The sequence below is a fragment of the Yersinia sp. 2466 StPb PI genome (assembly GCF_041538325.1).
Classification (GTDB): Bacteria; Pseudomonadota; Gammaproteobacteria; order Enterobacterales; family Enterobacteriaceae; genus Yersinia; species Yersinia enterocolitica_E.
In genome coordinates, this window is sequence record NZ_JAULSL010000001.1 from 806,671 (window position 1) to 833,521 (window position 26,851).

Consider the following 26,851-nt stretch of genomic DNA (forward strand, 5'->3'; position numbering starts at 1 on the left):
TGTTACACAGTATCAGAATGCACTTTGATAAGGCAGAATGCCTGAGCGCAGCATTTGTGCAGTACCCAGGTTGTGGTCGCTGCTCAGACCACGTAATTCAATGTTAAAACCAATCTTGTTATCATACTTACTGGCTTCTGTTTGTGAATTCCAGCCAGTAATTTTACGTTCATAGCCCACGTTTATAGCCCAGCAACACGTGTTGTATTGTAAACCAACTAACTGGCTAGCGGGCTGATTGGCTTTGGTATCGTAGTAATAAGCACCGACTAGTGCCCAACGATCCGCAATCGGCCAACTGGCGGTAGCACCAATCTGAGAAATGCCTTGCTGATAACCAGGACTTTTTACATTCGGTACTGCTGCCTGAATATATTCTGGGCTGGCATAGCGGTAATTCAATTGAATCATACGCTCTGAGTCTTTTCTATACTCCATTACCGCGTTACCCAGGGTCAAACTCCCCAGACGGGTATCATACTGCACGCCACCTTTTAGACCCACTTGATCACTGATACGCCAGAATGTATCACCAGCCCAAACAAGGCTACCAGTATCATCACTGTTATCAATTGTTTCGCTATTACCGGTACGCGAACGGCTGAAGTAATAGATTTGACCCACAGAAGCATTAAAACGTTCAACCAGTGCATCATCATATATGCGTGAAGTTAAACCGGTAGATACCTGATTCGCAGACGCTATGCGGTCCAAGCCACTATAGGTACGGTCACGGAACAGTCCCGAGTAGTCTGACTGCATCAGCGTGGTGTCGTAAATATAGATATCATCCTGATTGCGGTATGGAACATAGAGATACTGCATCCGTGGTTCGAGTGTCTGGGTGAAGCCTTCACTCCAATCCATTGGCCGATCAAATACCACTTTGCCATCAATTTTAAATTGCGGCATCACCCGGTTAATCGAGTCTTTTAAATCCGGAGCTGTCGCACCATTATTTTGGTTTGCATAATTACTGGCAAAACCATTTGGGATATCCTGCTGATAATGGGTTGCCAGTAATTTGGCTTCGGTATTCAGGCTACCCCAACCGTTGGACAGTGGTAGGTTAATCGCCGGTTCAATGTGGAAGCGGCTGGCTTCTGGGTTTTCTGGATTGACGCTGGTGAATTTGGCGGCTTGACCGTAAATATGCAGATCAAACGGGCCAATATCATTTTTATAGTAGTTCATATCCAACTGAGGTTGGGCACGGTAAGCATTATTATTACCGGCGTCAGTAAAGACTTGGAACTGTTTAGAGGCCAAGGTGGCATCCCAGTTTTGATCAGCATAGCCAACGCTGAATATTTGGGTTGCATAGCCGTCAGTGGTCGATCCGTATTGCGACGTTAAATCAGTAAAGTAATCTGGGTCACTAACACGGGTATAGTTGACGTTGAAACGCCAGACTTTATCCATCACACCGGAATGGCCCCAGTAGTACAACCAGCGGGTGGCATCTTTATCGGTACCATCGGTGCCGTGGTATAAGCGATCACTCGGTAGCCAGTCTAATGCCATGGTGCCGCTGCCCGGAGCCAGCAAGTAGCGGAACTCGTTTTGCCACTGTAACCCACGCCGTTCCATGTAGTGAGGCGTAATTGTAGCATCGAAGTTGGGCGCAATATTCCAGTAGTATGGCAGCATAAATTCGATGCCGTTATTACTGGTATATTTAGCATTAGGGATCAGGAAGCCTGAGCGGCGTTTATCACCAACCGGTAATTGCATATAAGGACTGTAGAACACCGGTACTTTGCCAATCTTAAAGCGGGCATTCCAGATTTCTGCTACTTCTTCTTCGCGGTCATGAATAACCTCAGAGCCCACGACACTCCAGCTATTATCACCTGGTAGACAGGAGGTAAACGTCCCATTTTCTAAAATGGTGTAACGGTTCTGACCTCGTAACTTCATTAAATCCGCATCACCACGCCCTTGACGGCCGACCATCTGATATTTGCCTTTATCCATATCAGTGTCTTTGGTATTCAAGTTTGACCAGCCTTTCGGGCCTTTCAGCTTGATTTGCGGATCGTCATAATTAACGTCGCCAGTGGCCGTGACAGTACGAACTGGGATAGCTTCACCGGGTTTTTGTACCTGCGTCAGTTCAACCTGATTCGCGGTCAGGGTGCTATTGCCTTGCTGGACAATGACATTGCCGGTGAACAAGGCATTATCGGGATAATTGGCTTCGGTTTTATCCGCATTAATACGGACCGGTAGCTGATTCGGATCACCGCTGACCAATGGCTGATCATAGGTGGGTACACCAAGCATACATTGCTCAGCGAGGCCGGCCAGCGATTGCTGGCTATATAGTGCCGTCCATATCAATGTGGCCAGCAGTGTTGGGAATCTTTTTTTCATACGCGGTTTTGGTGTTCCGTCATCGGGGGGCATCATGCCGGCAAACGGTCTGAGACTATATTACTCATCACAGTTGCGCTAGCGTTAAATCCGGCCGTTTGCACGTCTCGTTGTTAGGCGCTGAGCTGAATGCCGAGTATGATAATGCAAATTTTGACTGACGGCATGATGAATTGAGGAGTATATGCGGTATTGGGGAAAACTGCTCGGTCTGGTATTGGGCTTAATGTCTGGTGCTGGTTTCTGGGGTGTGGTACTGGGGTTGCTTGTCGGCCATATGGTAGACAGGGTGCGAAGCACGAAGCGCCGCGGCTATTTTGCCGATCAACAAACACGACAATTAATTTTTTTCCGCGCCACTTTTCAGGTCATGGGGCATTTAACCAAGGCCAAAGGGCGGGTTACGGAAGTTGATATTCAACTCGCCAGCCAGTTGATGGATCGAATGCAATTGCACGGTGAAGCTCGAACTGCCGCACAGCAAGCGTTTCGCGAAGGGAAAGAAAGTGATTTCCCGTTGCGTGAAAGATTGCAGGAATTACGTGGTGTCTGTTTTGGGCGTTTCGATTTAATTCGGATGTTTCTGGAAATTCAATTACAGGCCGCATTTGCTGATGGATCTTTGCATCCTAACGAGCGGCAAGTGTTATATGTCATTGCTGAAGAGTTAGGGATTTCGCGCGGTCAGTTCGATCAGTTCCTGAGCATGATTGAAGGCGGCCGTCAATTTGGTGGTCATGGCGGTTGGCAGGGCCAACAGGACGGATACTCTCATGGGGGCTATCAGCAAGCGTCGAATGGCCCGACATTGGAGGATGCCTGCAAAGTGCTCGGCGTTAATAGTACCGACGACAGCGTGACCATCAAGCGTGCTTATCGCAAGTTAATGGGTGAGCATCATCCAGATAAGTTGGTGGCAAAAGGTCTGCCACCTGAAATGATGGAGATGGCGAAGCAAAAAGCCCAAGAGATTCAAGCTGCGTATGATTTGATTAAGCGCGAGAAGGGATTCAAGTAGGTTTTTTTTTAAGAGTGGCCACCTCAGATCGGCGTTAATGCGCCGTTCTGAGGTAATTTCGGGCCAATATTCTTACGACAAAAATTAAAACTCTGCCTCACATGTAAAATGCATCGCCGTTCCAAACTCAGGGTGAGTAATACACAGCTCCTGAGCATGTAACTGCAAGCGGGATGCCATCGCTTTGGCCTCTGGATGGGCGTAGAAGCCATCACCAAGGATTGGGTGACCCATCGCCAGCATATGGACCCGTAATTGGTGTGAGCGCCCTGTGATGGGCGATAACTTCACTCGCGTGCTGCCATCAGTATCGCGTGACAGCACCAGATACTCAGTTTGTGCAGATTTACCGGTTTCATAACAGACTTTCTGCTTTGGCCGGTTTGGCCAGTCACAGATTAACGGCAGATCTATCAGCCCTTCATCTTCGGCCAGATGCCCCCAGACGCGGGCAATATAAGACTTTTTCGGTTCACGTTCGCGAAATTGGCGCTTCAGCTCGCGCTCAGCCGCTTTGGTCAGTGCCACGATAATTACGCCACTGGTGGCCATATCTAGCCGATGAACGGACTCTGCCGCCGGAAATTCAGCCTGAATACGAGTCATCACACTGTCTTTATTCTCCGGTGCGCGACCGGGCACAGAAAGTAGCCCACTAGGTTTATTGACCACCATGATGTGCTCATCCTGAAACAGGATGTGCAGCCAAGGGTCGCGTGGGGGATTATAGGGTTCCATTGGTGCTCCATTTATACCCTGCATCTTTCAAGTCGTAGGTGTGTTGGCAGCTCTCATTAACCCGAATAACTTGACTGTATAAGCTCATCAGGATTAATGCGCCTCATCCTTGAGGCTAGCATAATGCTATTCAAATCGGTTCCCAACCGATTTGTCGCTCCTTGGTCACCTGCCTGCATCTTGAGATCTATGGGGTATATTGCAGAAACAGATGATTACTCAGGGTTACTGATGTGTGACCACCACCAGGCGAATAGCATCTAAACGCCAGCCCGCTTGATTGAGGTTTTCCAGCACCATTTTACGGTTATGCTCCAGTGCTTCTATTTCGTCATCACGAATATTCGGGTTAACCGCTTTCAGGGCTTCCAAACGCGCCAGTTCGGTACTCAGCTTATCATCTGCTTCGTGCTTGGCCGATTCAATCAACAGTTGTGCCTGCTCTTCAACCAGTGCTTCTGCTTGTTGCAACATGGCGTGGACTTCTTGTTGCACTGCGTTGACCAGCTTACTGGAGGTATGACGGTTTACCGCATTCAACTGACGGTTAAAGGTTTCAAATTCAACCTGTGCCGCCAGATTGGTGCCATTTCTGTCCATCAGCATCCGCACTGGGGTGGGTGGCAAGAAGCGGGTTAATTGCAGGTGTTTTGGCGCTTGAGCTTCTACCACATAAACCAATTCAGCCAGCAGTGTTCCTACTGGTAATGCTTTGTTTTTCAATAAAGAAACCGCACAGCTTCCGGTATCGCCTGACAAGATCAAATCCAAACCATTACGGATGATCGGGTGCTCCCAACTCACAAACTGGGCATCTTCCCGCGATAACGCCTGTTCACGATCGAATGTCACGGTACAGCCGTCTTGCGGCAGCCCAGGGAAGTCCGGTACTAGCATATGATCAGAGGGGGTCAGTACGATCAGGTTGTCACTGCGGTCTTCTTGGTTAATCCCGACAATATCGAACAGGTTAAGCGCGAAACTGACCAAATTAACGTCATTATCTTGATCTGCAATGATCTGCGCCAGTTGTTGACCATGCTCGCCGCCGTTGGAATGCATCTCCAGTAGCCGATCACGACCTTGTTCCAGTTGCAGTTTCAGCTCTTCGTGCTGTAGACGGCAGGCGTGAATAAATTCATCTAACCCTTCTTGTTCACTTGGCGTTGCCAGATAGCCGATCAGTTCTTGATAGCCGCTGTCATAAATGGTGCGCCCGGTCGGACAGGTGTGCTCAAAAGCATCCAAACCTTCATGATACCAACGCACCAATATCGCCTGTGCGGTATGTTCAAGATAAGGCACCATAATCTGGATTTCGCGGTTTTGACCGATACGGTCCAGACGACCAATACGCTGTTCCAGCAGGTCCGGGTTAAACGGCAGGTCGAACATCACCAACTGGCAGGCAAACTGGAAATTACGGCCTTCTGAACCTATCTCAGAACACAGTAATACCTGAGCGCCATCTTCTTCAGAGGCAAAATAGGCCGCAGCACGGTCACGCTCTATCAGTGATAAACCTTCATGGAACACGGCGGCGCGAATAGCTTCACGTTCACGTAGCACTTGTTCAAGCTGTAAGGCAGTGGCTGCCTGGGCACAGATAACCAACACTTTCTCATTACGGTTAGCAATCAGATAGTTAAGTAACCACTCTACCCGTGGGTCAAAGTTCCACCAGGTGGCATTTTCGCCTTCAAACTCCTGATAGATTTGTTCCGGGTAAAGCATATCTTTGGCGCGCGCTTCCAACGTTTTTTTTGCACCCATGATGCCTGATACTTTAATCGCCGTCTGATATTGGGTTGGCAATGGCAGTTTGATTTGATGCAGGACGCGGTGCGGGAAGCCTTTCACCCCATTGCGGGTATTACGGAACAAGATCCGGCTGGTACCATGTCTGTCCATCAGCATTGTTACCAACTCTTGGCGAGCGGCTTCGCTATCTTCACTTTGGCTATTGGCCGCTTTCAGCAAGGGCTCAATATCCTGCTCATCAATGAGTTCGCCCAACAGATTCAGTTTATCGTCAGTTAAGCGCTCACCACCCAGCAGCAGCGTCACAGCATCTGCAATCGGACGATACTTCTGCTGTTCATTGACGAATTCTTCGTAATCGTGGAAGCGATCGGGATCCAGCAAACGCAGACGAGCAAAATGGCTCTGCTGGCCCAATTGCTCTGGTGTTGCGGTCAACAGCAGCACACCTGGGATATTCTCAGCCAATTGTTCAATGACTTGATATTCACGACTTGGGGCTTCTTCGCTCCAGGCCAGATGGTGCGCCTCATCCACCACCAACAGATCCCAAGACGCATCTGCCAGTTGTTCCAGCCGTTGTTTATTGCGGCGCACAAAATCCAGTGAACAGATAACCATCTGCTCGGTTTCAAACGGATTGGTGCTGTCAAGCAGGGCTTCGGAGTAGCGGCTGTCATCAAACAGTGAGAAGCGCAAATTGAAGCGGCGCAACATTTCCACCAACCACTGATGTTGCAGGCTTTCCGGCACTACAATCAGGATACGTTCAGCACGGCCTGACAACAGTTGTTGGTGAATGATCATCCCGGCTTCGATGGTTTTACCTAAACCCACTTCATCGGCCAGTAATACCCTTGGTGCATGGCGCTGACCCACTTCATAGGCGATATGTAATTGGTGTGGGATCAGGCTGGCACGGATACCGCGTAACCCACTCCATGGCAGACGGAACTGCTCACTTTGATATTTACGAGCGCGAAAACGCAGGGCAAAGCGATCCATACGATCGATCTGACCGGCAAATAGCCGATCCTGCGGTTTGCTAAACGTCAGTTTGCTATCGAGCAACACTTCACGCATTGAGACGCCGGTTTCCTCAGTGTCCAAACGGGTGCCGATATAAGTAATCAGCCCATTTTCATGAGTCACTTCTTCCACTTTTAGCTGCCAGCCTTCGTGGTTGGTGATGGTATCGCCCGGATTGAACATGACGCGGGTGATTGGCGAATCATTTCTAGCGTAAAGGCGGTTTTCACCGGTTGCGGGAAACAGTAAGGTAATCATGCGTACGTCGATGGCAACGACAGTACCCAATCCAAGTTCGCTTTCTGTGTCGCTGATCCAGCGTTGACCAAGTGTAAAAGGCATAAATTATCGGCTCGATTTTTTGTTGGACAGTTAAGGAAATGCTTTTTAAATTATCTGGTTATAAATAATTAGTGGCAGCCAAATATCATAAAACCACTGGCAATAGTCTACCCGCCGCACAGGCGATGCGGCCTGAGAGTCTGTCTGAAAATGTGGCATCTACAGGCAGCACCCAATAAGAAGGAGTATTACGGCTAGCGGTTATGTAAATGTGATTAATGCGAATTTTGGCAAGGGCGCTATGGTAATGGAAGCGGAGCGTTTCGTCACCTGTAAAATACCCGTCATACTTCAAGCTGCATGTGCGTTGGCGGCCGCAGTTTACCCCAGTCACTTACTGCTCTTGATCTTAAAATTAATAAGCTCTTGGGGACTCGCTCACTTGCTGCCTTCCTGCAACTCGAATTATCTAGGCTATAAGGTATCAGAATAGCCCCATCTGACCTGTTATTAACGTTGTGAAGTCATCGTGCATAAAAGGAAGTATAGCGTCTGCTACCGGTTGCAACTGTCGTGTCAGGTAGTGATCGTAGTCGATAGGGGATTGCCGAATCTCAAGGGGTTCGGGGCCAGCGGTGGTCATGACATAGCTTATCCAGCCCCCATTTTGATATTGCAGCGGGCGACCGAGTTTGCGGTTAAACTCATCCGCCAAGCGTGCCGCTCTAGCGTGTGGTGGCACATTACGCTGATAGTCATCCAGCCGTCGGCGTAGACGTTTGCGGTAAACTAGCTGTTCATCTAATTCGCCATTCAGGGTTCGCGCTACGTAATCCCGCAGATAATCCTGGTAGGGTTGCCGCTGAAAAATGCGTAGATACAATTCTCGCTGAAATTGCTGGGCCAGTGGTGTCCAATCAGTGCGCACGGTTTCCAGCCCTTTGTACACCATCTGATCACCCTCAGAGGTAGAAATCAACCCGGCATAGCGTTTTTTACTGCCTTGCTCGGCACCCCGGATGGTAGGCATCAGAAAACGCCGATAGTGAGTTTCAAATTCCAGTTCCAGGGCGCAGGGTAGATTAAAGGTTTGTTGTATATGATCTTTCCACCATAGATTGACCTGACGTACTAACTCTTTACCTATCTGTGATGCCTGCTCTTCACTGTGAGCCTTTTTCAGCCAGACGAAGGTTGAATCGGTATCACCATAAATCACCTGATAGCCCTGTGCTTCAATGAGTTCGCGGGTCTGGCGCATGATGTCATGGCCGCGCAAGGTGATCGATGAGGCCAGTCTGGGATCGAAAAAGCGGCAGCCGCTGGAACCCAATACGCCATAAAAGGCGTTCATAATGATCTTCAGTGCTTGTGATAACGGTTTGTTTTTCTGACGTTTAGCCGCTTCCCGGCCCTGCCAGATTTGGTTAACGATGACGGGCAAACAGTGTTTCTCGCGCGAGAACCAGGCACCGCGAAACCCCGGCACCGAGTGCTGTTCATCAGGCAGAGCCATACCTGCCACTAAACCGACCGGATCGATTAAAAAGGTGCGAATAATCGACGGATACAGGCTTTTATAGTCAAGTACCAATACCGAGTCATATAAGCCGGGTTGGGAGTCCATCACAAAACCACCGGGGCTGTGCTCTTCTGGTAACTCACCTAAATTGGGGGCGACGTAACCGATGCGGTGCATACGCGGCAGGTAAAGATGGGTAAACGCCGCCACGGAGCCACCGCTACGATCCGCTGCTAACCCCGTCACTGTGGCGCGTTCCAGCAGGAAGCTGAGCAGCTCGGTTTTGGCAAAAATCCGCGTCACTAGCTCGCAATCTTTCAGGTTATAGCGCGCCAGCGCCGGTTTGTCATGGGCGAAACGTTGATTGATTTCATCCATTCGCTGATAAGGGCTGTCACTGGCTTTGCCTTCGCCCAGCAGGGTTTGCGAAACAGATTCCAAACTAAATGACGGGAAATTCCAGGTGGCGGATTTTAGCGCCTCGATGCCGTCGATAATCAGCCGACCGGCTGCCGAGGCAAAAAAGTGCCCCTGTTTAAAGCCGTGTTCACGCCATTCCAGCAGGTTGCCACCACGGCCAAAGCGCAGTGGGATCTGATAGCGGTCAGCGTGTTTTTGTAGAACACGTAAGTCAAACTGCACCAGATTCCAGCCAATAATGGCATCGGGATCATGCACTGCCAGCCACTGGTTTAGTTTTTCCAACAACTGCGGGCGGCTGGCGACGTATTCCAGATTGAAATCCAGCGCCGCACTTTCAACCGTATCACCGTTAGGTGGCCCCAACATGTAAACCTGGCGCTGGCCGCAACCCTCCAGCCCAATACAGTACAGCTCGCCATGTTCGCTGGTTTCGATATCCAGCGACAGCAGTTTTAGTGTTGGACGATAATCCTCGGCCGGTTTCATTTGGGTGTTAAGCAGCGGGCCATGGTTATTGTCATCACCGCTGAACCACACCGGCGCGGTAATAAATCGTTCCATCAGAAACCGTTCTGGTGGGCGAATATCGCCTTCATAGACATTCACACCACTTTCGCGCAGCAGTTTTTCCAAACGAATTAATTGACGATGTTGACTGCAATACAGGCCCAGCACTGGGCGTTGGTGGAAGTCAGTCAGTTCAAGTGGGCGCAACTGCCAGCGGCGTTCATCACGCAGCACGGTTTCAGCCCGTTGCCGTTGTTCGGCCGGGATAAATGCCACTGAGGGTTGCGGCGGCAGCCTGACCTGCTGTGGCCCTTCATCGGTGGCTAACCAGAATTCAACTTCGGTGCCTGCCTGCGTGTCGCGCCAGTGGCGAGTGAGCAGGAAGCCCTGACGGTGTTGCGCCACGGTGCTAACCTTTATAGGTAATGTACAGGCTATTTTATTTGTCATTTTGAACTTGGGCAGTGCTCGATATCCTCACGTACTACGTGTACGCTCCGGTTTCTCCGCGCTGTCTGCATCCAAACTGACTGCAACAATAACGCCTGAGAGTTTATGCTATCTTAGTATGGTTATTTATACAGTGCTTGTCTATTTTAATGATGATTTCCATTCGCTCCATGTATACCCAAAGTCATTGGAGTTGCAGGTAGGCAGCAAGAGGTCTAATCCCGATGAGTCTATTCATTTTAAGGTCAACGGCCAGTAAGTGATTTGGGTGAGTAAGCGCAGCTAACAACCCTGCGGCTTCAAGGACGAAGGGGAAATTTGTTGATTGACTCATTTCACGACACACCGGACAATCCTCCGCCCTGAACCTTGGGTGTTACCAACGGACAACTTTATGGAAGCCTATTTATTACATTTATTGACGCAATCTCTGGCTTTCACGCTATTTATCGTCATGTTCGTCACTTTTCTCGAATCATTAGCGCTGGTGGGGATGTTACTTCCCGGCACGGTGATGATGACCAGTGTGGGGGCGTTGATTGGCAGCGGCGAAGTCGGTTTTTACTCGGCCTGGGCCGCTGCAACTGTCGGCTGCCTATTGGGGGATTGGATCTCGTATTTTATCGGTCGGCGCTTCAAAGAACCACTGCACCGTTGGTCCTTCCTGAAAAAGCATAAGTCGATGCTGGATAAAACCGAACACGCATTGCATAACCACAGTATGGCAACCGTCCTACTTGGGCGCTTTATCGGCCCGGCACGGCCGATTGTCCCGATGGTGGCTGGTATGTTAAACCTGCCACCGGCAAAATTTGCCTTGCCCAACGTGATTGGTTGCCTGACCTGGCCACCGCTCTACTTCTTCCCAGGCATACTGGCAGGTGTTGCTATTGATATCCCACCGAGCGCCAATAGCTATATGTTTAAGTGGTTGCTATTTGTGGTGGTGATGCTGATTTGGCTGGCACTGTGGCTATCATGGCGCTGGTGGCGGTTTGGCAAGCGTAGCCCGGACCGCCTGAGCCAATGGTTGCCACTGGCTCGCCTGCGCTGGGTAACGGTGCTGGCTATGGTGGCGGCGATTGCCAGCTTTGCCTGGCTGCATATGCAGCCCATTATGCCGATTTATCGTCATTTGTTGTGGAAGGTCCTCGCTGGGTAATCCCCTTGGGTATACAAGTTATTATGGTCGGGTAGTAATGCCCAACACACTGGCTTCGGGGGCGGTGCCGTTAACCAGCGCTTGTGTCGGGCCGTCGTAGTAAATACGGCCATCGACAATGAGCAATGTCCGATCGGCGATGCGGGCAGCATCATCCAAATTGTGTGACACCATCAGTAATGTCAGTTGCCGGTGGGTACAGACATGATCGACCAATTGCAGCATCTCATTGCGCAACGCAGGATCGAGCGCGGAAAATGGCTCATCCAGTAGCAGGATTGGCTGACTGCGCACTAAACAGCGTGCCAATGCTACCCGCTGACGTTGGCCGCCGGAAAGTTGTGCGGGTAACCTCTCAAGGCAATCTTCCAGTCCAACCTGCTGGGCAATCTGGCGTAACAGTAACTTTTGCTCATGGCTGAGTTTCAACCCCGGATGTAAACCCAACCCGATATTCTGTGTGACGGTCAAATGTGAGAACAGGTTGTTCTCCTGAAACAGCATCGATACTGGCCGCTCGGCGGGGGCTGTTGCCGTGTGATCCTGATTATTCAGTAGCATACGGCCACTGGCGGGGGCGAGAAAACCAGCAATCAGGCTTAACAGGGTACTTTTGCCAGCACCACTTGGGCCAAGAATCGCCACCCGCTCACCGGGCTGAATATGCAAATCGAAACGCATCGGTAAGTGGTCATACAAATAGGTGATTTTCTCAAGCTTTAACATGGCGGCTCGGCAGTCGTTCAATAAGAGTAAACAGCAAGAAACAGAGTAACAACAGCAGTAGGGCGGTAACTGCGCCGTCGTTGCTGCGATAAGAACCTATCTGCTGGTAAAGGTAAAACGGCAGCGTGCGGAAATGTTCATTGCCAAACAGTGCCACCACACCAAAATCACCAATCGATAGCACACAGGCAAAGGCAAGTGCTTGAGCCAGCGGGCGTTTTAGTGCCCTTAACTCAATCAGGCGCACACGGTGCCAGCCACGAATATCCAGTGATAAACACAGCGGCGTGTAGCGTTCAGCCAGATCCCGCATTGGGTTATCCAACACTTTTAGTGCGTAGGGCACAGCCATCAGTGCGTTGGTGAGGATCACCAGCCCGTAAGGGGATTGTGGCAAGCCAAAGGTATCGTTGAGCAATAAAAAGAAGCCGGTCGCCAGGACAATGCCCGGCATCGCCAGAATCACCATACCACTGACTTCCAGTGCCTGCCCACAGGCCATCCGTTGGCGCAGTTTCAGTTCACGGCTGCTCCACAACAACATCATCGTGAGTGTCACGCACAGCAACCCCGCCCCGATAGCGATAGTCAATGAGGTAAAGAAGGCTTGCCATAGCGCAGTTTGTTGTAGCACCGCCAGCATAGTTTGATTACTGCCATCAATCACTACCGCTAGCAATGGCGGCACCATCAATAGCAAAGCAGTACCAATTAACAGGGTGTCGCTGATGCGAGACCAATAGCTATCCTGCTGACTACGCCAGATTTGACCGTGAGTATTACCTACCGCCAATACTGTGTTTAACCGTAGGCTTAGCACCACTAAACCCAGACAGCAACCCAGTTGGATTAGCGCTAATAAGGCCGCACGCCCCAGATCGTAGTCATAACTGAGTGCCTGATAGATGGCCAACTCGATAGTGGTGGCTTGCGGCCCGCCACCCAGTGACAGCACGGTGGCAAAACTGGCAAAACAGAGCATAAAAATCAGCGCCGCGGTTGGCAGAATTTGGCGGCGCAGATAGGGCCATTCAACCCAGCGCAAGTGCTGCCAGCCATTCATCCCCAGTTGTGCGGCTAACTGGCGTTGTTCAACGGCGATGCTTTCCAGTGACTGCAATAGCAAGCGAGTCGCCAGTGGCATATTGAAGAAGATATGCGCCAGCAAAATGCCCTGTAAACCATAAGGTGAGAAGCGGTAATCAACCCCCAGCCAGCTAAACAGGGTCGCCAGCCAACCCTGACGGCCATAAACTGTCAGAATACCAAACAGCGCCACTAACACCGGTAGCACCAGTGTCATAGCGCATAAACGCAACATCAGTTGTCGGCCGGGAAAGCGGCGGCGATACAGGGCTCGCGCTAAGAAAATGGCAGGGATGACTGACAGCAGGGCGGATAAGAATGCCTGCCAAAAGGTAAAGCGGATCACATGCCACAAATAGCGGTCATGCCAGATACTGTGCCAGTCTGCCGCAGGCGCGTGACGCCAGATAGCGGTGAACGCCAGTAAGGCGACACCGACTATCAGTAAGGCAGCCAGTAGCCCTGGCCACAACCATGGAGGGATCAGTGGCTGACGGCGGATTGCCATGCCTGAATCCATTTGCCGCGATTATCTGCCACATCTTTAGCATCAAATTGCAACGCTTTTTGCGGCACGGTAAGGGTTTCAAACCCAGCCGGTAAATCCATTTTAATCACCGGATACATCCAATTACCGGTGGGAATATGGTTCTGGAATGCTGGCGTCACAATAAATTGCATAAAGCGCTGTGCCAGTTGCGGCTGTTTGCTCGAGGCAACCAAGCCTGCGACTTCGACTTGCAGATAGTGGCCTTCGCTAAAATTAGCCGCTGCATAGTTGCTTTTCTTCTCTTCAATCAGATGATAAGCCGGAGAAGTGGTATAGCTCAGCACCAAATCCCCTTCACCTTTCAGGAACAAGCCATAAGCTTCGCTCCAACCCTTGGTAACGGTGACGGTTTTTTTCGCCAGTTGCTGCCACGCCTGCGGCGCTTTATCACCATACACTTTCTGCATCCACAGCATCAGACCAAGACCCGGGGTACTGGTGCGCGGGTCTTGATAAATCACTTTCCACGGCTCTTTGCTATCAACTAATTCTTGCAAGCTCTTCGGCGGATTTTTCAGTTTATCTTTGTTATACACAAAGGCGAAATAGCCATAATCGTACGGGACGAAAGTCTTATTCTGCCACTTCTCCGGGAGAGTAAGGTTCGCGGTATCCACCTGACTTGGTGCGAATAATCCAGTTTGTTCTGCCGCCTGCACCAGATTATTATCCAATCCTAAAATCACGTCAGCCTGACTGTTTTTACCTTCCATCCGCAGGCGATTAAGTAATGAAACACCGTCTTCCAGCGCCACAAATTTAAGCTGGCAATCACACTCGGCTTCAAAGGCTTTTTTAATCGCAGGCCCTGGACCCCAGTCGGCGGCAAAGGAGTCATAGGTGTAAACCGTCAGTGTCGGTTTATCGGCGGCCACCGCAGCGGCAGATAGCAAAAACAAGCAGGGAATAATGCGTTTAAACACTTTGCACTCCTTAACAATAAAGGTGGCAAAGGTATCTGAGGCGGTAAATAACAGCGATATCATGATAATGCAGCGTTATTTTTCTCAAATCCCTCCGCCGGGGTTAGCCGGATCAGGTTCGACGGGTTTGCTCTCAGCGAAAAACTTGCTGCGGTTAGGTTGATCCGGTGTTGGGCAGTACTCGAAATCCTCACGTACTACTTGTACGCTCCGGTTTCTGCGTGCTGTCCGCCTCCGACTGAACCTACCTCGCGACGTTTTTGTTTCATTGTTAATGGAACGAACCAGCATGAATTCTGGACACGACCACAACAGTTTTTCCGCACCCCGTTGAGACGGTGCCATTGTAGAGACTAATCTGGGCGGATGAAAGCAGGTTAGCCCTCTGGTGGGGTAAACCAGGCCGATTTGAAATCAAACCAGCCGAGCGTGTTCATGCGCACCCCGCGCATACTGTGCTGCCCATATAATTCTAACCAATGATGGAACAGCGGGTGGAATTGATTCTGGCTAACCAACCGTTGGCTCCAATCCGCCATCGGCAGGGTATTATTTCGCCATAATTCAACATCCTGATGCAGTTTTTCATCCAAACAATGTTGTAGTAGCGGCAGTTCGTACAGGGTGGCAAACAGGGAGAACTCCAGTGGCAGATAGAAATTCGCGCTGCCAAGCCAGATATCACTGTGCGCATCGCCCTGATACCAACTGACATAATCCAGCACTTGTATCACCAGTGTGACGCCGTGTGCGGCCAACAATGTGGTTAATGTTTGGCTGATGGCGTCAAATTCGGAATGCTCGCTGTAAAATGTCAGCGTCAATTCGGTCAGCCCTGCGGGCTTTGGCTCAAGGGTGGTTAGCCGGTTGTGATGCCAGCGGGGCAGCATGCCGTAGGCCGGTGACCAGTAGCGTTGATAGAAAGGATCTGCATGGCTGAGCAGGGTGACCGGTGTTATCAACTCACACAACCAGCGGCGGATCTCTGGGTTACTGGTCTGAGGCGATCGCTGATCAAACAGTAAAAAATAGCAGCCTTCCTCCAGCCGACTTTCCAGCTCGTTTTTACTGGTATCGTCAGCCTGCAATTGCACACCGGAATAAACCAGCTCCTCAGACAACTCAGGTAGCACCCAGATATTGACCTCATCAATCAGTGCGCGGAAACCAAAATAGTTATCAAAAGCCTGTATCTTCAACTGATTATGGTGATTTCTAATCACCGAGTAGGGGCCGGTACCAATAGGATGGCGGCGGAAGTCGGGTTGATTCTCCCATTCTTGCGGCAAAATCATGGCGTGAACACTACCCAACAACCATGGCAACCAGTGATCCGGGCAACTTAGATGGATATCAATCACATAGGGCGTTGGTGAGCGCACGGCGGTGATATGAGAGAACAGGGGCTGCGGAATCAGCCGGGTCAGGCTGCTGATGACATCATCCATTTCCAGTTCACGCCCATGGTGAAAATGGATGGCAGGGCGCAAATAAAAACGCCAATGCAACGGGCTAATAGCTTGCCAGTGATGAGATAAATCCGGTTCCAGTTCCCCATTTTCCTCATTTATGCGTGTCAGGCCATTAAAAATCTGCCGCACCATATGCGTTTCGGAGCGGCGCAACGCGGTACCGGGCAGCAGGTTTTGTAGCGGGCGATAATAGAGCACCCGCAGGATGTGTTTTCCTTGGCGGAAACTGCGTCCCAACTGGGATAGCAGCATTTGGCGCACTGCTTTTTTATCCCCTACCAACTGCACTAACTGATCGATATGGTCCTGTTCCAGCAGCTCTTCGGCCCGCTGTTGTTGCAGTGCCAACCCGGAGTAGAGGAAGGCCAGTTGTGAGCGTTTACCGCGACCCGCTTCAGCCTGCCAGCTTAGCCAACCCTCTTGTTGCATGCTACCCAGCAAGGATCGTACATGGCGGCGTGAACAACTGAGCACGTCTGCCAGCTCCTGCAAGGTGGTTTCCGTCGGCTGGCCATTAAAACGTTGCCAGAGGCGAATAAACTGCTGTTGTAGACGTGAGGCAGACATAAAAGAGGAACTCCGCGGCAAATTTCATCAATTTTTCTTTCCCTATATTACGCAGATACTGATTGCCAATGAAAGCGGGTTATCGTGGCAATGCCGCCAACGGGAGGAATAAATGATTTTTAATTTACAGCGTTATTCCACCCATGACGGCCCCGGTATTCGCAGTGTGGTATTCATGAAAGGCTGTTCGCTGAGTTGCCGTTGGTGCCAAAACCCGGAAAGTCGATCACGTAAAGCGGAGGTGCTATTTGACTCGCGCCTGTGCTTATCAGGTTGTGAGTTGTGCCAACAGACCTGCCCACAGGCAATAGAGCGCATTGACGATTGCATTGTTATCACGCGCCAACGGCTGGAAGAGGATGACCTTCAGGCACTCACCGTGCGTTGCCCGAGTGGTGCACTGACGGTGTGTGGTAGCCCGATTGATATTGATACCACTATGGCAACACTGTTGCGCGATATGCCGTTTTATCGGCGCAGTGGCGGTGGTGTGACGCTATCCGGTGGTGAGCCATTTATGCAACCCGATGTAGCGGCTGAGTTATTGCAACGCTGTCATCTGCTTGGTATCCACACGGCGGTTGAGTCTTGTCTGCATACGCCGTGGCATTACATCGCGCCCTCTTTGCCGTGGCTGGATCTGATGCTGGCGGATTTAAAGCACACGGATGAAAACCGTTTTCGCCAGTGGACTGGAGGTTCGGCTAAACGGGTGATGGACAACTTTCGTCAGTTAGCGGCAGCGGGCACCAACATCACAGTACGGGTGCCGTTGATCCCAGATTTCAATGCAGATCGCCACTCTATACAAGGGATCGTCGATTTTGCGGCTGATGAGATAGGCGTTAAAGAGATTCACTTTTTGCCTTACCACACGTTGGGTATCAACAAATATTCGCTGCTGGGTGAAGAGTATCGGGCAGCAAGCACACCTTTGGACGCTCCTGAACTGCTTCACTTCGCGGAAAGCTATGCCCGTGATAAAGGCTTGACCGCAATTTTACGAGGATAATGCTATGACCACCCTTGATTTGGTAACGCTAAGCGAACGGACGAAACAGCATAAAAACGCACTGATCCACATTGTGAAGCCGCCGGTTTGTACCGAGCGAGCTCAGCATTATACCGAGGCTTATCAGCAGCATCAGGACAAACCTCTCCCCGTCAGGCGCGCGCTGGCGCTGGCGCATCACTTACAGCTTCGCACCGTCTGGATCAAAAATGATGAGCTGATTATCGGTAATCAGGCCAGCCAACTGCGCGCCGCGCCAATTTTCCCTGAATACACCGTGAGTTGGATTGAAAACGAAATTGATGAGCTGGCCGATCGCCCCGGTGCGGGTTTCTCGGTCAGTGCAGCAGATAAAGCGGTATTGCACCGTATCTGCCCGTGGTGGCGCGGCCAAACAGTGCAGGACCGCTGCTACGGCATGTTTACCGATGAGCAAAAAGCGTTATTGGCTACCGGCATTATAAAAGCCGAAGGTAATATGACCTCCGGCGATGCGCATTTGGCGGTTAACTTCCCGTTATTGCTGGAAAAAGGACTGGATGGTCTGCGCAGCAAAGTGGCAAGTCGCCGCGAACGGTTACAACTGACGGACTGGAGTGACCTGCATAAAGAGCAATTCCTTAAAGCCATTGATATTTCATTGGCGGCGCTGAGCGAACATATCGAACGTTATGCGGCGGTTGCGCGGCAAATGGCAGAAGAAGAGAGCCGTGATTGGCGGCGCATTGAGTTACAAACTATCGCCACAAACTGCGAACTGATTGCTCACCAACCGCCACAGACCTTCTGGCAAGCCTTGCAGTTGTGCTATTTCATCCAATTGATGCTGCAAATTGAATCTAACGGCCACTCGGTTTCCTTTGGCCGCCTCGACCAATACCTCTATCCGTGGTATCGCCGTGACGTGGAGCTGGAAAATACCCTCAGCCGCGAAAAAGCCATTGAGATGTTGCATAGCTGCTGGCTCAAGTTGCTGGAAGTGAACAAGATCCGTTCCGGTTCGCACTCCAAAGCCTCGGCGGGCAGCCCGTTGTATCAGAATGTCACTATTGGTGGGCAGAAGCTGGTGCAGGGTAAAGCGATTGATGCGGTTAACCCGCTCTCTTATGCGGTGTTGGAGTCTTGCGGCCGTTTACGTTCAACTCAGCCGAATCTCAGCGTGCGCTACCATGCCGGTATCAGTGATGATTTCCTCGATGCCTGTGTGCAAGTCATTCGCTGCGGCTTTGGTATGCCTGCGTTTAATAATGACGAAATTGTTATTCCTGAATTTATCAAATTGGGTGTAGAGCCACAGGATGCTTACGATTACGCTGCCATCGGTTGCATTGAAACTGCGGTGGGGGGGAAATGGGGCTATCGCTGTACTGGCATGAGTTTTATTAATTTTGCTCGCGTGATGCTAGCGGCGCTGGAGCAAGGTAAAGATGCGACCTCTGGGCAAGTATTCTTGCCGCAAGAGCAGGGGTTATCGAAGGGTAACTTCACTGATTTCTCACAAGTGATGGCGCAATGGGATCAGCAGATTCGTTACTACACGCGAAAATCCATCGAAATTGAGTGTGTGGTAGATACGGTGTTGGAAGAGAATGCCCACGATATTGTCTGTTCTGCACTGGTGGATGACTGTATTGAGCGCGGTAAAAGTATTAAGCAGGGCGGCGCGCGTTATGACTGGGTTTCCGGCTTGCAGGTGGGCATTGCCAATTTGGGTAATAGTCTGGCAGCGGTACGAAAACTGGTGTTTGAACAACAGCTTATCGGACAGCAGCAACTGGCAACGGCGTTAACAAATGACTTTGCTGGCCTGAACGGTGAGCAATTACGCCAACATCTGATTAATTCAGCACCGAAATACGGTAATGATGTTGATGATGTAGACCAACTGCTGGTGCGCGCTTATCAGACGTATATTGATGAGTTGAAGCAATATCACAATACCCGCTTTGGTCGCGGCCCGATAGGCGGTACCTATTACGCCGGGACGTCCTCTATCTCTGCTAACGTGCCGTTTGGTGCGGCAACGATGGCAACACCGGATGGCCGTAAAGCGCACAGCCCGCTGGCGGAGGGAGCAAGCCCTGCTTCTGGTACTGATCATCTGGGGCCAACTGCGGTGTTTAACTCCCTGTCAAAACTGCCGACAGCCTCTATTCTGGGCGGGGTGCTACTGAATCAAAAACTGAATCCGTCAACTTTGGATAACCCGCGTGATCGCGAAAAGCTGATGATGATGTTGCGTACCTTCTTCGAGGAGTATCTGGGCTGGCATGTGCAATACAACATTGTATCGCGTGAGATATTGCTCGATGCCAAGCAGCACCCAGACCGCTACCGTGATCTGGTGGTGCGGGTTGCCGGTTACTCGGCATTCTTTACCGCGCTATCGCCAGATGCACAAGACGATATCATCGCCCGAACAGAGCACACTTTGTGAGCTGTGGTAGATGATAATTGATGTTGATGTTTGTTAAATGAACCAAGTCTTGCCTTGCTGTGTACCAAAAATTTCTGAGTAATGGTGACTTTCACCAGCCAGTGGGCTTAACAACCTGCTGGCTTTTTTTATCCTGCCTCCTTGAGGCTACAGCGTTGTTAGCTGCGTTCACGCACCCGAATCACTTACTTGAGTAAGCTCATCGGGATTTGTTCGCTTGCTGCCTAGCTATAGCCCCAATGACTTTGGATAATATCCTGTCTCCTTGAGGCTGAAACACGGTCAGCCGTATCCATTATTCGGATGTGAAATTTATGCGGCTGATATACTTTTCTCTATATAAATCTACCCGCTTCTGTAGCATAGCGTTTAATTGTTATTTCTGGCGCTGGAGCCTGGAATGAAATCTGCTTTGATCTTTTCCCGCCGTATTAACCCGGTGTTTCTCGCTTTCTTCGTGGTGGCTTTTCTTTCCGGTATCGCCGGCGCGTTACAGGCACCGACATTAAGCTTGTTCTTAAGCACTGAAGTGAAAGTACGCCCACTGTGGGTGGGATTGTTTTATACCGTCAATGCCATTGCCGGGATTACCGTCAGCTTTGTACTGGCCAAACGATCAGATTTACGTGGTGACCGCCGCAAGCTAATTATGGTCTGCTACTTGATGGCGGTGGGGAACTGCCTGCTATTTGCTTTTAATCGTGACTATCTGACGCTAATCACTGCCGGTGTGCTGCTGGCAGCAGTAGCAAATACCGCCATGCCGCAGATTTTCGCCTTAGCGCGAGAATATGCCGATAGCTCGGCGCGGGAAGTGGTGATGTTTAGTTCGATTATGCGTGCGCAGCTTTCATTGGCTTGGGTTATCGGCCCGCCGCTGTCGTTTATGTTAGCGCTGAATTATGGCTTTACGCTGATGTTCAGTATCGCCGCCGGTATTTTTGTCCTCAGTGCGCTGGTGGTGTGGTTTATTTTGCCCTCGGTGCAGCGAGCAGAGCCAGTAGTAGATGCGCCAGCGGTGGTGCAGGGCAGTTTGTTTGCCGATAAAGACGTTTTGTTGCTGTTTATTGCTTCAATGTTGATGTGGACCTGCAACACCATGTACATCATTGATATGCCTCTGTATATCACAGCAAGCTTGGGATTGCCTGAGCGGTTGGCTGGTCTGTTGATGGGGACTGCTGCCGGGTTGGAAATCCCTATTATGCTGCTGGCGGGTTACTCGGTCAGGCGTTTTGGTAAGCGCAAAATTATGCTGTTTGCGGTGCTGGCGGGTGTGCTGTTTTATACCGGATTGGTGTTATTCAAATTCAAAACTGCACTGATGCTATTGCAGATTTTTAATGCCATTTTTATTGGTATTGTCGCCGGGATTGGCATGCTCTATTTTCAGGATTTAATGCCAGGCAGAGCCGGGGCAGCAACCACGCTGTTTACCAATAGCATTTCCACTGGGGTGATTCTGGCTGGGGTTCTGCAAGGGGTATTGACCGAAACCTGGGGCCATAATTCGGTATATGTGGTGGCGATGGGATTAGCTATTCTGGCGTTAATCATCTGTGCACGGGTGAGAGAGGCATAGCGCCCGGTAGGGCGCTAAGGGTAATGACTAACCTATTTGGCAGCAATATTCCCCCAGCCTGAAGTGAGCAGGGGGAGAGTGGCAGTCGCGCTTTATTCGACCGGTTTTAATCGCGCAACAAAGTGGCGCAGAACCGGGGGTTCGTAGGTAAAGGTTAAGCCTTTGATATCATGAGCGCGTGACTTGAGCGAGATCAGGGCATCAGCGATGTAATCCATATGGTCGTTGGTGTAGACCCGGCGCGGGATAGTCAGACGCAGCAGTTCCAGCGGTGACGGTTTTTGTTTACCCGTTTCTGGATCTCGTCCCAACAGTAGCGAGCCAATTTCCACACTGCGGATACCCGCCTCCAGATACAGTGCGTTATTTAAGGCTTGGGCTGGGAATTGCTCCGCCGGAATATGTGGCAGCAGAATCTTGGCATCGACAAATACCGCGTGGCCGCCGGTAGGATACTGAATTGGAATCCCGCCCGCCCGCAGGCGTTCACCCAAATATTCGACTTGTCCGATGCGGTACTTCAGGAAGTCCTCGTTCATCCCTTCTTCCAGCCCGATAGCCAGCGCTTCCATATCACGGCCGGCTAAACCGCCATAGGTGACAAACCCTTCCATTGGCACACAACGGATGCGAACATCGTCAAACAGGTGTTCATCGGTACGGAAACAACACAGCCCGCCAATATTCACCATGGGATCTTTTTTGGCAGACATGGTTAACATATCACCATATTGGTACATCTCCAGAATGATCTCTTTGACCGACTTATCTGCGTAACCCGGCTCTCTTTGTTTGATAAACCAGGCATTCTCACAGAAGCGAGCCGAGTCGATCACTACTGGAATATTGTGCTGCTGAGCGATGCGATACACTTCACGCATATTGCTCATGGAAATAGGTTGGCCGCCGGAGCTATTACAGGTCACGGTGGTAATAATAGAAATTACGTTTTCTGCACCATGTTCAGCGATGGTTGCCTTTAACTGATCTAAATCGAAATCCCCTTTCCAGTCATAATACGTAACGGTATCAAAGGCTTTCGGCGTGACTACGTTAATTGCCTTCGCGCCGTTCATCTCAACATGGGCGGCAGTGGTATCAAAGTGGAAGTTGGAAATAAAGACCGGTTTCTTGCCACCACCGGTTTTTTGTTTTTTCGCAATCAGGCAAGGGAATAATATTTGCTCCGCGCCACGCCCCTGATGGGTTGGGATAGTAAATGGATAGCCAATCAGTTTCTTCACTTGGTCACACAAGTGATAGTAGTTACGCGAACCGGCATAGGCCTCATCGCCCATCATTAATCCGGCCCATTGGCGGTCACTCATCGCACCGGTGCCAGAGTCGGTGAGCAAATCAATATAGACATCTTCACTCGGCAGTAAGAATGGGTTATAGCCTGCCTCGATTAATGCTTTCTCACGATCTTCCCGATTGGTCATCCGAATATTTTCAACCATTTTAATACGGAAGGGCTCTGGGATACGTTTCATGGCTTATGACTCCAAATACCCTTGGAACTTGAAGTCGCAGCTAACGTCTCTGCAACGCCAATCATTTTGGGTATTTTTATTATTAATATTTAAAATGCAGTCATATTTTGGCGAGTGAAAATAGCCATTCGCATTACCAATGACGGCAACAAAATAAAGAGATGAGTTTTTTCAGCCTAAGCTGAATAAGCAATGGGGGAGTTAACGCGGGAAATCGTTGGCGAGGCGGTAATCTATATTAAACCAGGCTCGGCTATCGCCGGAGATGCGTGCTTCGTAACGCAGTATAATGCGTATCATAAGGCGCCCTCTAGGTGTGGATGGTGAATAATAGCATACCTTGGTTGAAAAAATAAAAAGTGACCGCCAGCACAAAATATAATCAAATAAATCAATATCAGAATAATTAATATCTAGTTAAAATAATGACTTGAGAATATATCATGTAACATATTGATTGATATGGGATTTGTTTTTGTGAATAATGAAAAAAGGAAGGGTGCGTTTTAAAATGGGATTTTTATCTATTTTGAATTGTTGGGTCAGGGCTTACCTGACACCAACAATATACTCACAAAATGAACTTAAAATAAATTAACGTAAAAATGCCGGTTGCTGTTTTTCATATGCAGAAATATTACTTTCATGCTGCAACGTCAGGCCAATACTGTCCAAACCATTAATCATACAATGGCGGCGGAAGCTGTCTATTTCAAAAGAATAACTATTGCCACCGGCATTCACTGTTTGCTGTTCCAAATCAACAATAAACTCGATGCCTTCATTATCGTTAACCAATTGGAATAAGGTATCGATATCTGCTTCGCTTAAGGTCACTGGTAATAATTGGTTATTAAACGAGTTACCGTAAAATATATCAGCGAAACTAGGGGCAATAACCACTTTGAAACCGAAGTCGGTCAATGCCCACGGCGCGTGTTCTCGTGAGGAGCCACAACCGAAATTCTCACGCGCTAACAAAATGGTTGCACCCAGATAGCGGGGTTGGTTCAGCACAAATTCAGGGTTTGGCACTTTGCCTGCGTCGTCGAGAAAACGCCAATCGTTAAATAAGTGTTGGCCAAAGCCAGTGCGCGTCACTTTTTGTAAAAATTGTTTTGGGATAATCGCGTCGGTATCGACGTTTGCCGCATCCAACGGAGCAACCAAACCCGTGTGTTGAGTAAATTTAGCCATAATGGTGTCTCCGGTTAGTGGGTAGCGGCTTCTAAGTCGCGAACATCAGCAAAATGACCACTGACAGCGGCGGCGGCGGCCATTGCCGGGCTAACCAAATGTGTGCGGCCACCACGGCCCTGACGGCCTTCAAAGTTACGGTTGCTGGTGGAGGCACAACGCTCTCCGGGTTCCAGACGGTCGTTGTTCATCGCCAAACACATGGAACAACCAGGCAAACGCCACTCAAAACCGGCCTCGATAAAGATCTTATCCAAACCTTCCGCTTCTGCCTGCGCTTTTACCGGGCCTGAGCCGGGTACCACAATAGCTTGCACGCCAGTCGCGACTTTACGACCTTGCGCCACCGCTGCTGCGGCACGCAAATCTTCAATGCGTGAGTTAGTGCAGGAACCGATAAAGACTTTATCAATGGCTACCTCGGTCAACTTAATGCCGGGGCGCAAATCCATATATGCCAACGCTTTTTCCGCCGAGGCACGTTCAACGGGATCACTGAAGGACTCAGGCGCAGGAATCATGTCATTAACCGCAATAACCTGGCCCGGGTTGGTGCCCCAAGTGACTTGTGGCGCGATGTCGGCGGCATCCAGGGTGACGATAGTGTCAAATTTAGCATCAGCATCAGATTTCAAGCTGCGCCAGTAGGCCACGCCTTGTTCCCACTGCTCGCCAGTTGGGGCGAACTGACGACCTTTCAGGTAGTCGAAAGTGGTGTCATCCGGGGCGACTAAACCGGCTTTAGCACCCATCTCGATCGCCATATTACATAATGTCATCCGGCCTTCCATGCTCAGCGCTGCAATCGCGCTGCCACAGAACTCCACAACATGGCCGGTGCCGCCCGCGCTGCCGGTTTTGCCGATAATCGCCAAGACGATGTCTTTGGCGGTAATCCCTGCACCGACAGTACCGTTAACTTCGATTTTCATGGTTTTGGCACGGCCCTGTTTCAGGGTCTGGGTTGCCAGCACATGCTCAACTTCTGAAGTGCCGATACCGAAGGCCAATGAGCCGAATGCACCATGGGTTGCGGTATGTGAGTCACCACAGACGATAGTCATGCCCGGTAAAGTCATACCTTGTTCAGGGCCAATCACATGGACGATGCCTTGGAACGGATGATTCAGGTCATATAAAGAGACACCGAACTCAGCACAGTTCTTAATCAGTTCCTGCATCTGGATCCGCGCCATTTCGCCGCTGGCATTGATATCTTTGGTCTGGGTTGAAACGTTGTGGTCCATCGTGGCAAAGGTTTTACCCGGCTGACGCACCGGACGACCCATGGCGCGCAAACCATCAAAGGCTTGCGGCGAAGTAACTTCATGCACCAGATGGCGGTCGATGTACAACAATGGGGTTTCATTTGGCGCTTCGTAAACGATGTGCGCATCGTACAATTTTTGATATAAGGTCTTGTTTTGATATAACGTTTCGCCCATTTTACACCCCCTCCATCACGAATTTAGCGATAATATCGCCCATTTCGTTGGTACCGATGGCTTTACCTTCGCCTGCCAAATCAGCCGTGCGATAGCCTTGTTCCAATGCCTGATTGATCGCATGCTCAATAGCATCGGCGGCATTGTCTTTACCTAAACTGAAACGCAACAGCAGAGTTAATGACAAAATCTGGGCAATTGGGTTGGCGATATTTTTGCCCGCGATATCGGGTGCGGAGCCACCTGCGGGTTCGTATAAACCGAAACCTTGTTCGTTCAGGCTGGCCGACGGCAACATCCCCATTGAACCCGTTATCATGGCGCACTCATCAGACAAAATATCGCCAAACAAGTTAGAACACAGCAATACATCAAACTGGGCAGGGTCTTTGATCAACTGCATGGTGGCGTTATCGATATACATATGGGACAACGCAACATCTGGGTAATCGGCCGCAATGGCAGTTACCACTTCACGCCACAGAATAGAGCTTTGCAACACATTGGCTTTATCAATAGAAGTAACTTTGCCACGACGTTTACGCGCAGATTCAAAGGCAATACGGGCAATACGTTCAATCTCAAAGCGATGATAAACTTCGGTATCAAAAGCACGCTCGTGCTGGCCTTGGCCTTCACGGCCTTTGGGTTGGCCGAAGTAGATACCGCCGGTTAATTCACGCACACACAGAATATCAAAACCTTTGGCAGCAATATCGCTGCGCAATGGGCAGAAGTCTTCTAACCCTTGATACAACCGCGCCGGGCGCAAGTTGCTGAATAATTTGAAGTGCTTGCGCAAAGGCAACAACGCACCACGCTCGGGTTGTTCAGCCGGTGGCAAATGTTCCCATTTCGGGCCGCCTACCGAGCCAAACAAGATAGCATCAGCCTGCTCACATCCGCTGACTGTCGCTGCCGGTAACGGGCTGCCGTGACGGTCGATGGCTGCACCACCTACATCATAAACGCTAGTTGAAATCTTGATGCCGAAACGTTGACGCACCGCATCCAATACTTTATTTGCCTGAGCCATTACTTCAGGGCCAATACCGTCTCCGGGCAAAACGGCAATATGATAAGTCTTAGTCAT

The 26,851-nt window shown here is 50.2% G+C and carries 18 protein-coding genes; 5 read left to right on the forward strand and 13 right to left on the reverse strand.

Annotated elements, in window-relative coordinates; genetic code table 11:
• Positions 1-12: 12 nt before the first annotated feature.
• Positions 13-2,376, reverse strand: coding sequence for an LPS assembly protein LptD (gene lptD / locus Q2T72_RS03655; RefSeq protein ID WP_372568659.1), 2,364 nt, complete (start codon positions 2,374-2,376; stop codon positions 13-15).
• Between the two features lie 184 nt (positions 2,377-2,560).
• Between lptD and djlA the strand changes: the two genes are divergently transcribed.
• On the forward strand, positions 2,561-3,394 hold the full coding sequence (gene djlA / locus Q2T72_RS03660; RefSeq protein ID WP_372568660.1) for a co-chaperone DjlA: 834 nt from the start codon (positions 2,561-2,563) through the stop codon (positions 3,392-3,394).
• Positions 3,395-3,478: 84 nt separating this feature from the next.
• Here djlA and rluA read toward each other — a convergent pair whose 3' ends face one another.
• The 3 genes from rluA to Q2T72_RS03675 form a co-directional block, all read right to left on the reverse strand.
• Positions 3,479-4,132 (reverse strand): bifunctional tRNA pseudouridine(32) synthase/23S rRNA pseudouridine(746) synthase RluA, encoded by a 654-nt coding sequence (rluA, locus tag Q2T72_RS03665; RefSeq protein WP_372568661.1) that lies wholly within the window; start codon positions 4,130-4,132, stop codon positions 3,479-3,481.
• Positions 4,133-4,357: 225 nt separating this feature from the next.
• Entirely contained in the window at positions 4,358-7,264 is a 2,907-nt protein-coding gene (rapA, locus tag Q2T72_RS03670; protein WP_372557986.1) for an RNA polymerase-associated protein RapA, read from the reverse strand.
• A gap of 424 nt (positions 7,265-7,688) precedes the next feature.
• Entirely contained in the window at positions 7,689-10,061 is a 2,373-nt protein-coding gene (locus Q2T72_RS03675; protein WP_372568662.1) for a DNA polymerase II, read from the reverse strand.
• Between the two features lie 439 nt (positions 10,062-10,500).
• On the opposite strand from Q2T72_RS03675, the gene Q2T72_RS03680 reads away from it, so the two are divergent.
• Positions 10,501-11,268 carry a DedA family protein gene (locus tag Q2T72_RS03680; protein WP_083160572.1) on the forward strand — a complete coding sequence of 256 codons (768 nt, stop codon included), beginning with the start codon at positions 10,501-10,503 and terminating at the stop codon, positions 11,266-11,268.
• A 21-nt stretch (positions 11,269-11,289) separates the two neighbouring features.
• Here Q2T72_RS03680 and thiQ read toward each other — a convergent pair whose 3' ends face one another.
• The 4 genes from thiQ to sgrR all read right to left on the reverse strand — a co-directional run bounded on the left by thiQ (position 11,290) and on the right by sgrR (position 16,592).
• A complete protein-coding gene (gene thiQ / locus Q2T72_RS03685) occupies positions 11,290-11,994 on the reverse strand; it encodes a thiamine ABC transporter ATP-binding protein ThiQ (RefSeq protein ID WP_372568663.1) in 705 nt (234 codons plus the stop codon).
• Entirely contained in the window at positions 11,981-13,588 is a 1,608-nt protein-coding gene (gene thiP / locus Q2T72_RS03690) for a thiamine/thiamine pyrophosphate ABC transporter permease ThiP (protein WP_372568664.1), read from the reverse strand. Before thiP ends, thiQ begins: the two co-directional genes overlap by 14 nt.
• Complete coding sequence (gene thiB, locus Q2T72_RS03695; protein ID WP_083163876.1) at positions 13,564-14,553, reverse strand: thiamine ABC transporter substrate binding subunit; 990 nt, start codon at positions 14,551-14,553, stop codon at positions 13,564-13,566. Before thiB ends, thiP begins: the two co-directional genes overlap by 25 nt.
• A 377-nt stretch (positions 14,554-14,930) precedes the next feature.
• On the reverse strand, positions 14,931-16,592 hold the full coding sequence (sgrR, locus tag Q2T72_RS03700; RefSeq protein WP_372568665.1) for an HTH-type transcriptional regulator SgrR: 1,662 nt from the start codon (positions 16,590-16,592) through the stop codon (positions 14,931-14,933).
• A 112-nt stretch (positions 16,593-16,704) separates the two neighbouring features.
• On the opposite strand from sgrR, the gene Q2T72_RS03705 reads away from it, so the two are divergent.
• The 3 genes from Q2T72_RS03705 (at position 16,705) to Q2T72_RS03715 (ending at position 21,623) form a co-directional block, all read left to right on the forward strand.
• Positions 16,705-17,604: a glycyl-radical enzyme activating protein gene (locus Q2T72_RS03705; protein WP_083160564.1), complete on the forward strand. Its 900-nt coding sequence runs from the start codon at positions 16,705-16,707 to the stop codon at positions 17,602-17,604.
• A 4-nt stretch (positions 17,605-17,608) separates the two neighbouring features.
• Positions 17,609-20,041, forward strand: a complete 2,433-nt coding sequence (locus Q2T72_RS03710) for a formate C-acetyltransferase/glycerol dehydratase family glycyl radical enzyme (protein WP_372568666.1) — start codon at positions 17,609-17,611, stop codon at positions 20,039-20,041.
• 400 nt (positions 20,042-20,441) lie between these two features.
• The gene (locus tag Q2T72_RS03715) at positions 20,442-21,623 is read left to right on the forward strand and encodes a sugar efflux transporter (RefSeq protein WP_372568667.1); all 1,182 of its coding nucleotides are present in this window, start codon (positions 20,442-20,444) and stop codon (positions 21,621-21,623) included.
• A 92-nt stretch (positions 21,624-21,715) separates the two neighbouring features.
• On the opposite strand, the gene tnaA is transcribed toward Q2T72_RS03715, so the two are convergent.
• From tnaA to leuB, 5 genes are all read right to left on the reverse strand, one after another.
• Positions 21,716-23,116, reverse strand: coding sequence for a tryptophanase (gene tnaA, locus Q2T72_RS03720; RefSeq protein ID WP_372568668.1), 1,401 nt, complete (start codon positions 23,114-23,116; stop codon positions 21,716-21,718).
• Between the two features lie 201 nt (positions 23,117-23,317).
• On the reverse strand, positions 23,318-23,416 hold the full coding sequence (gene tnaC / locus Q2T72_RS03725) for a tryptophanase leader peptide (RefSeq protein ID WP_083160556.1): 99 nt from the start codon (positions 23,414-23,416) through the stop codon (positions 23,318-23,320).
• Between the two features lie 294 nt (positions 23,417-23,710).
• A complete protein-coding gene (gene leuD / locus Q2T72_RS03730; protein ID WP_083160554.1) occupies positions 23,711-24,313 on the reverse strand; it encodes a 3-isopropylmalate dehydratase small subunit in 603 nt (200 codons plus the stop codon).
• Between the two features lie 14 nt (positions 24,314-24,327).
• The gene (leuC, locus tag Q2T72_RS03735) at positions 24,328-25,758 is read right to left on the reverse strand and encodes a 3-isopropylmalate dehydratase large subunit (protein WP_372568669.1); all 1,431 of its coding nucleotides are present in this window, start codon (positions 25,756-25,758) and stop codon (positions 24,328-24,330) included.
• Between the two features lies 1 nt (position 25,759).
• Entirely contained in the window at positions 25,760-26,851 is a 1,092-nt protein-coding gene (leuB, locus tag Q2T72_RS03740) for a 3-isopropylmalate dehydrogenase (protein ID WP_372568670.1), read from the reverse strand.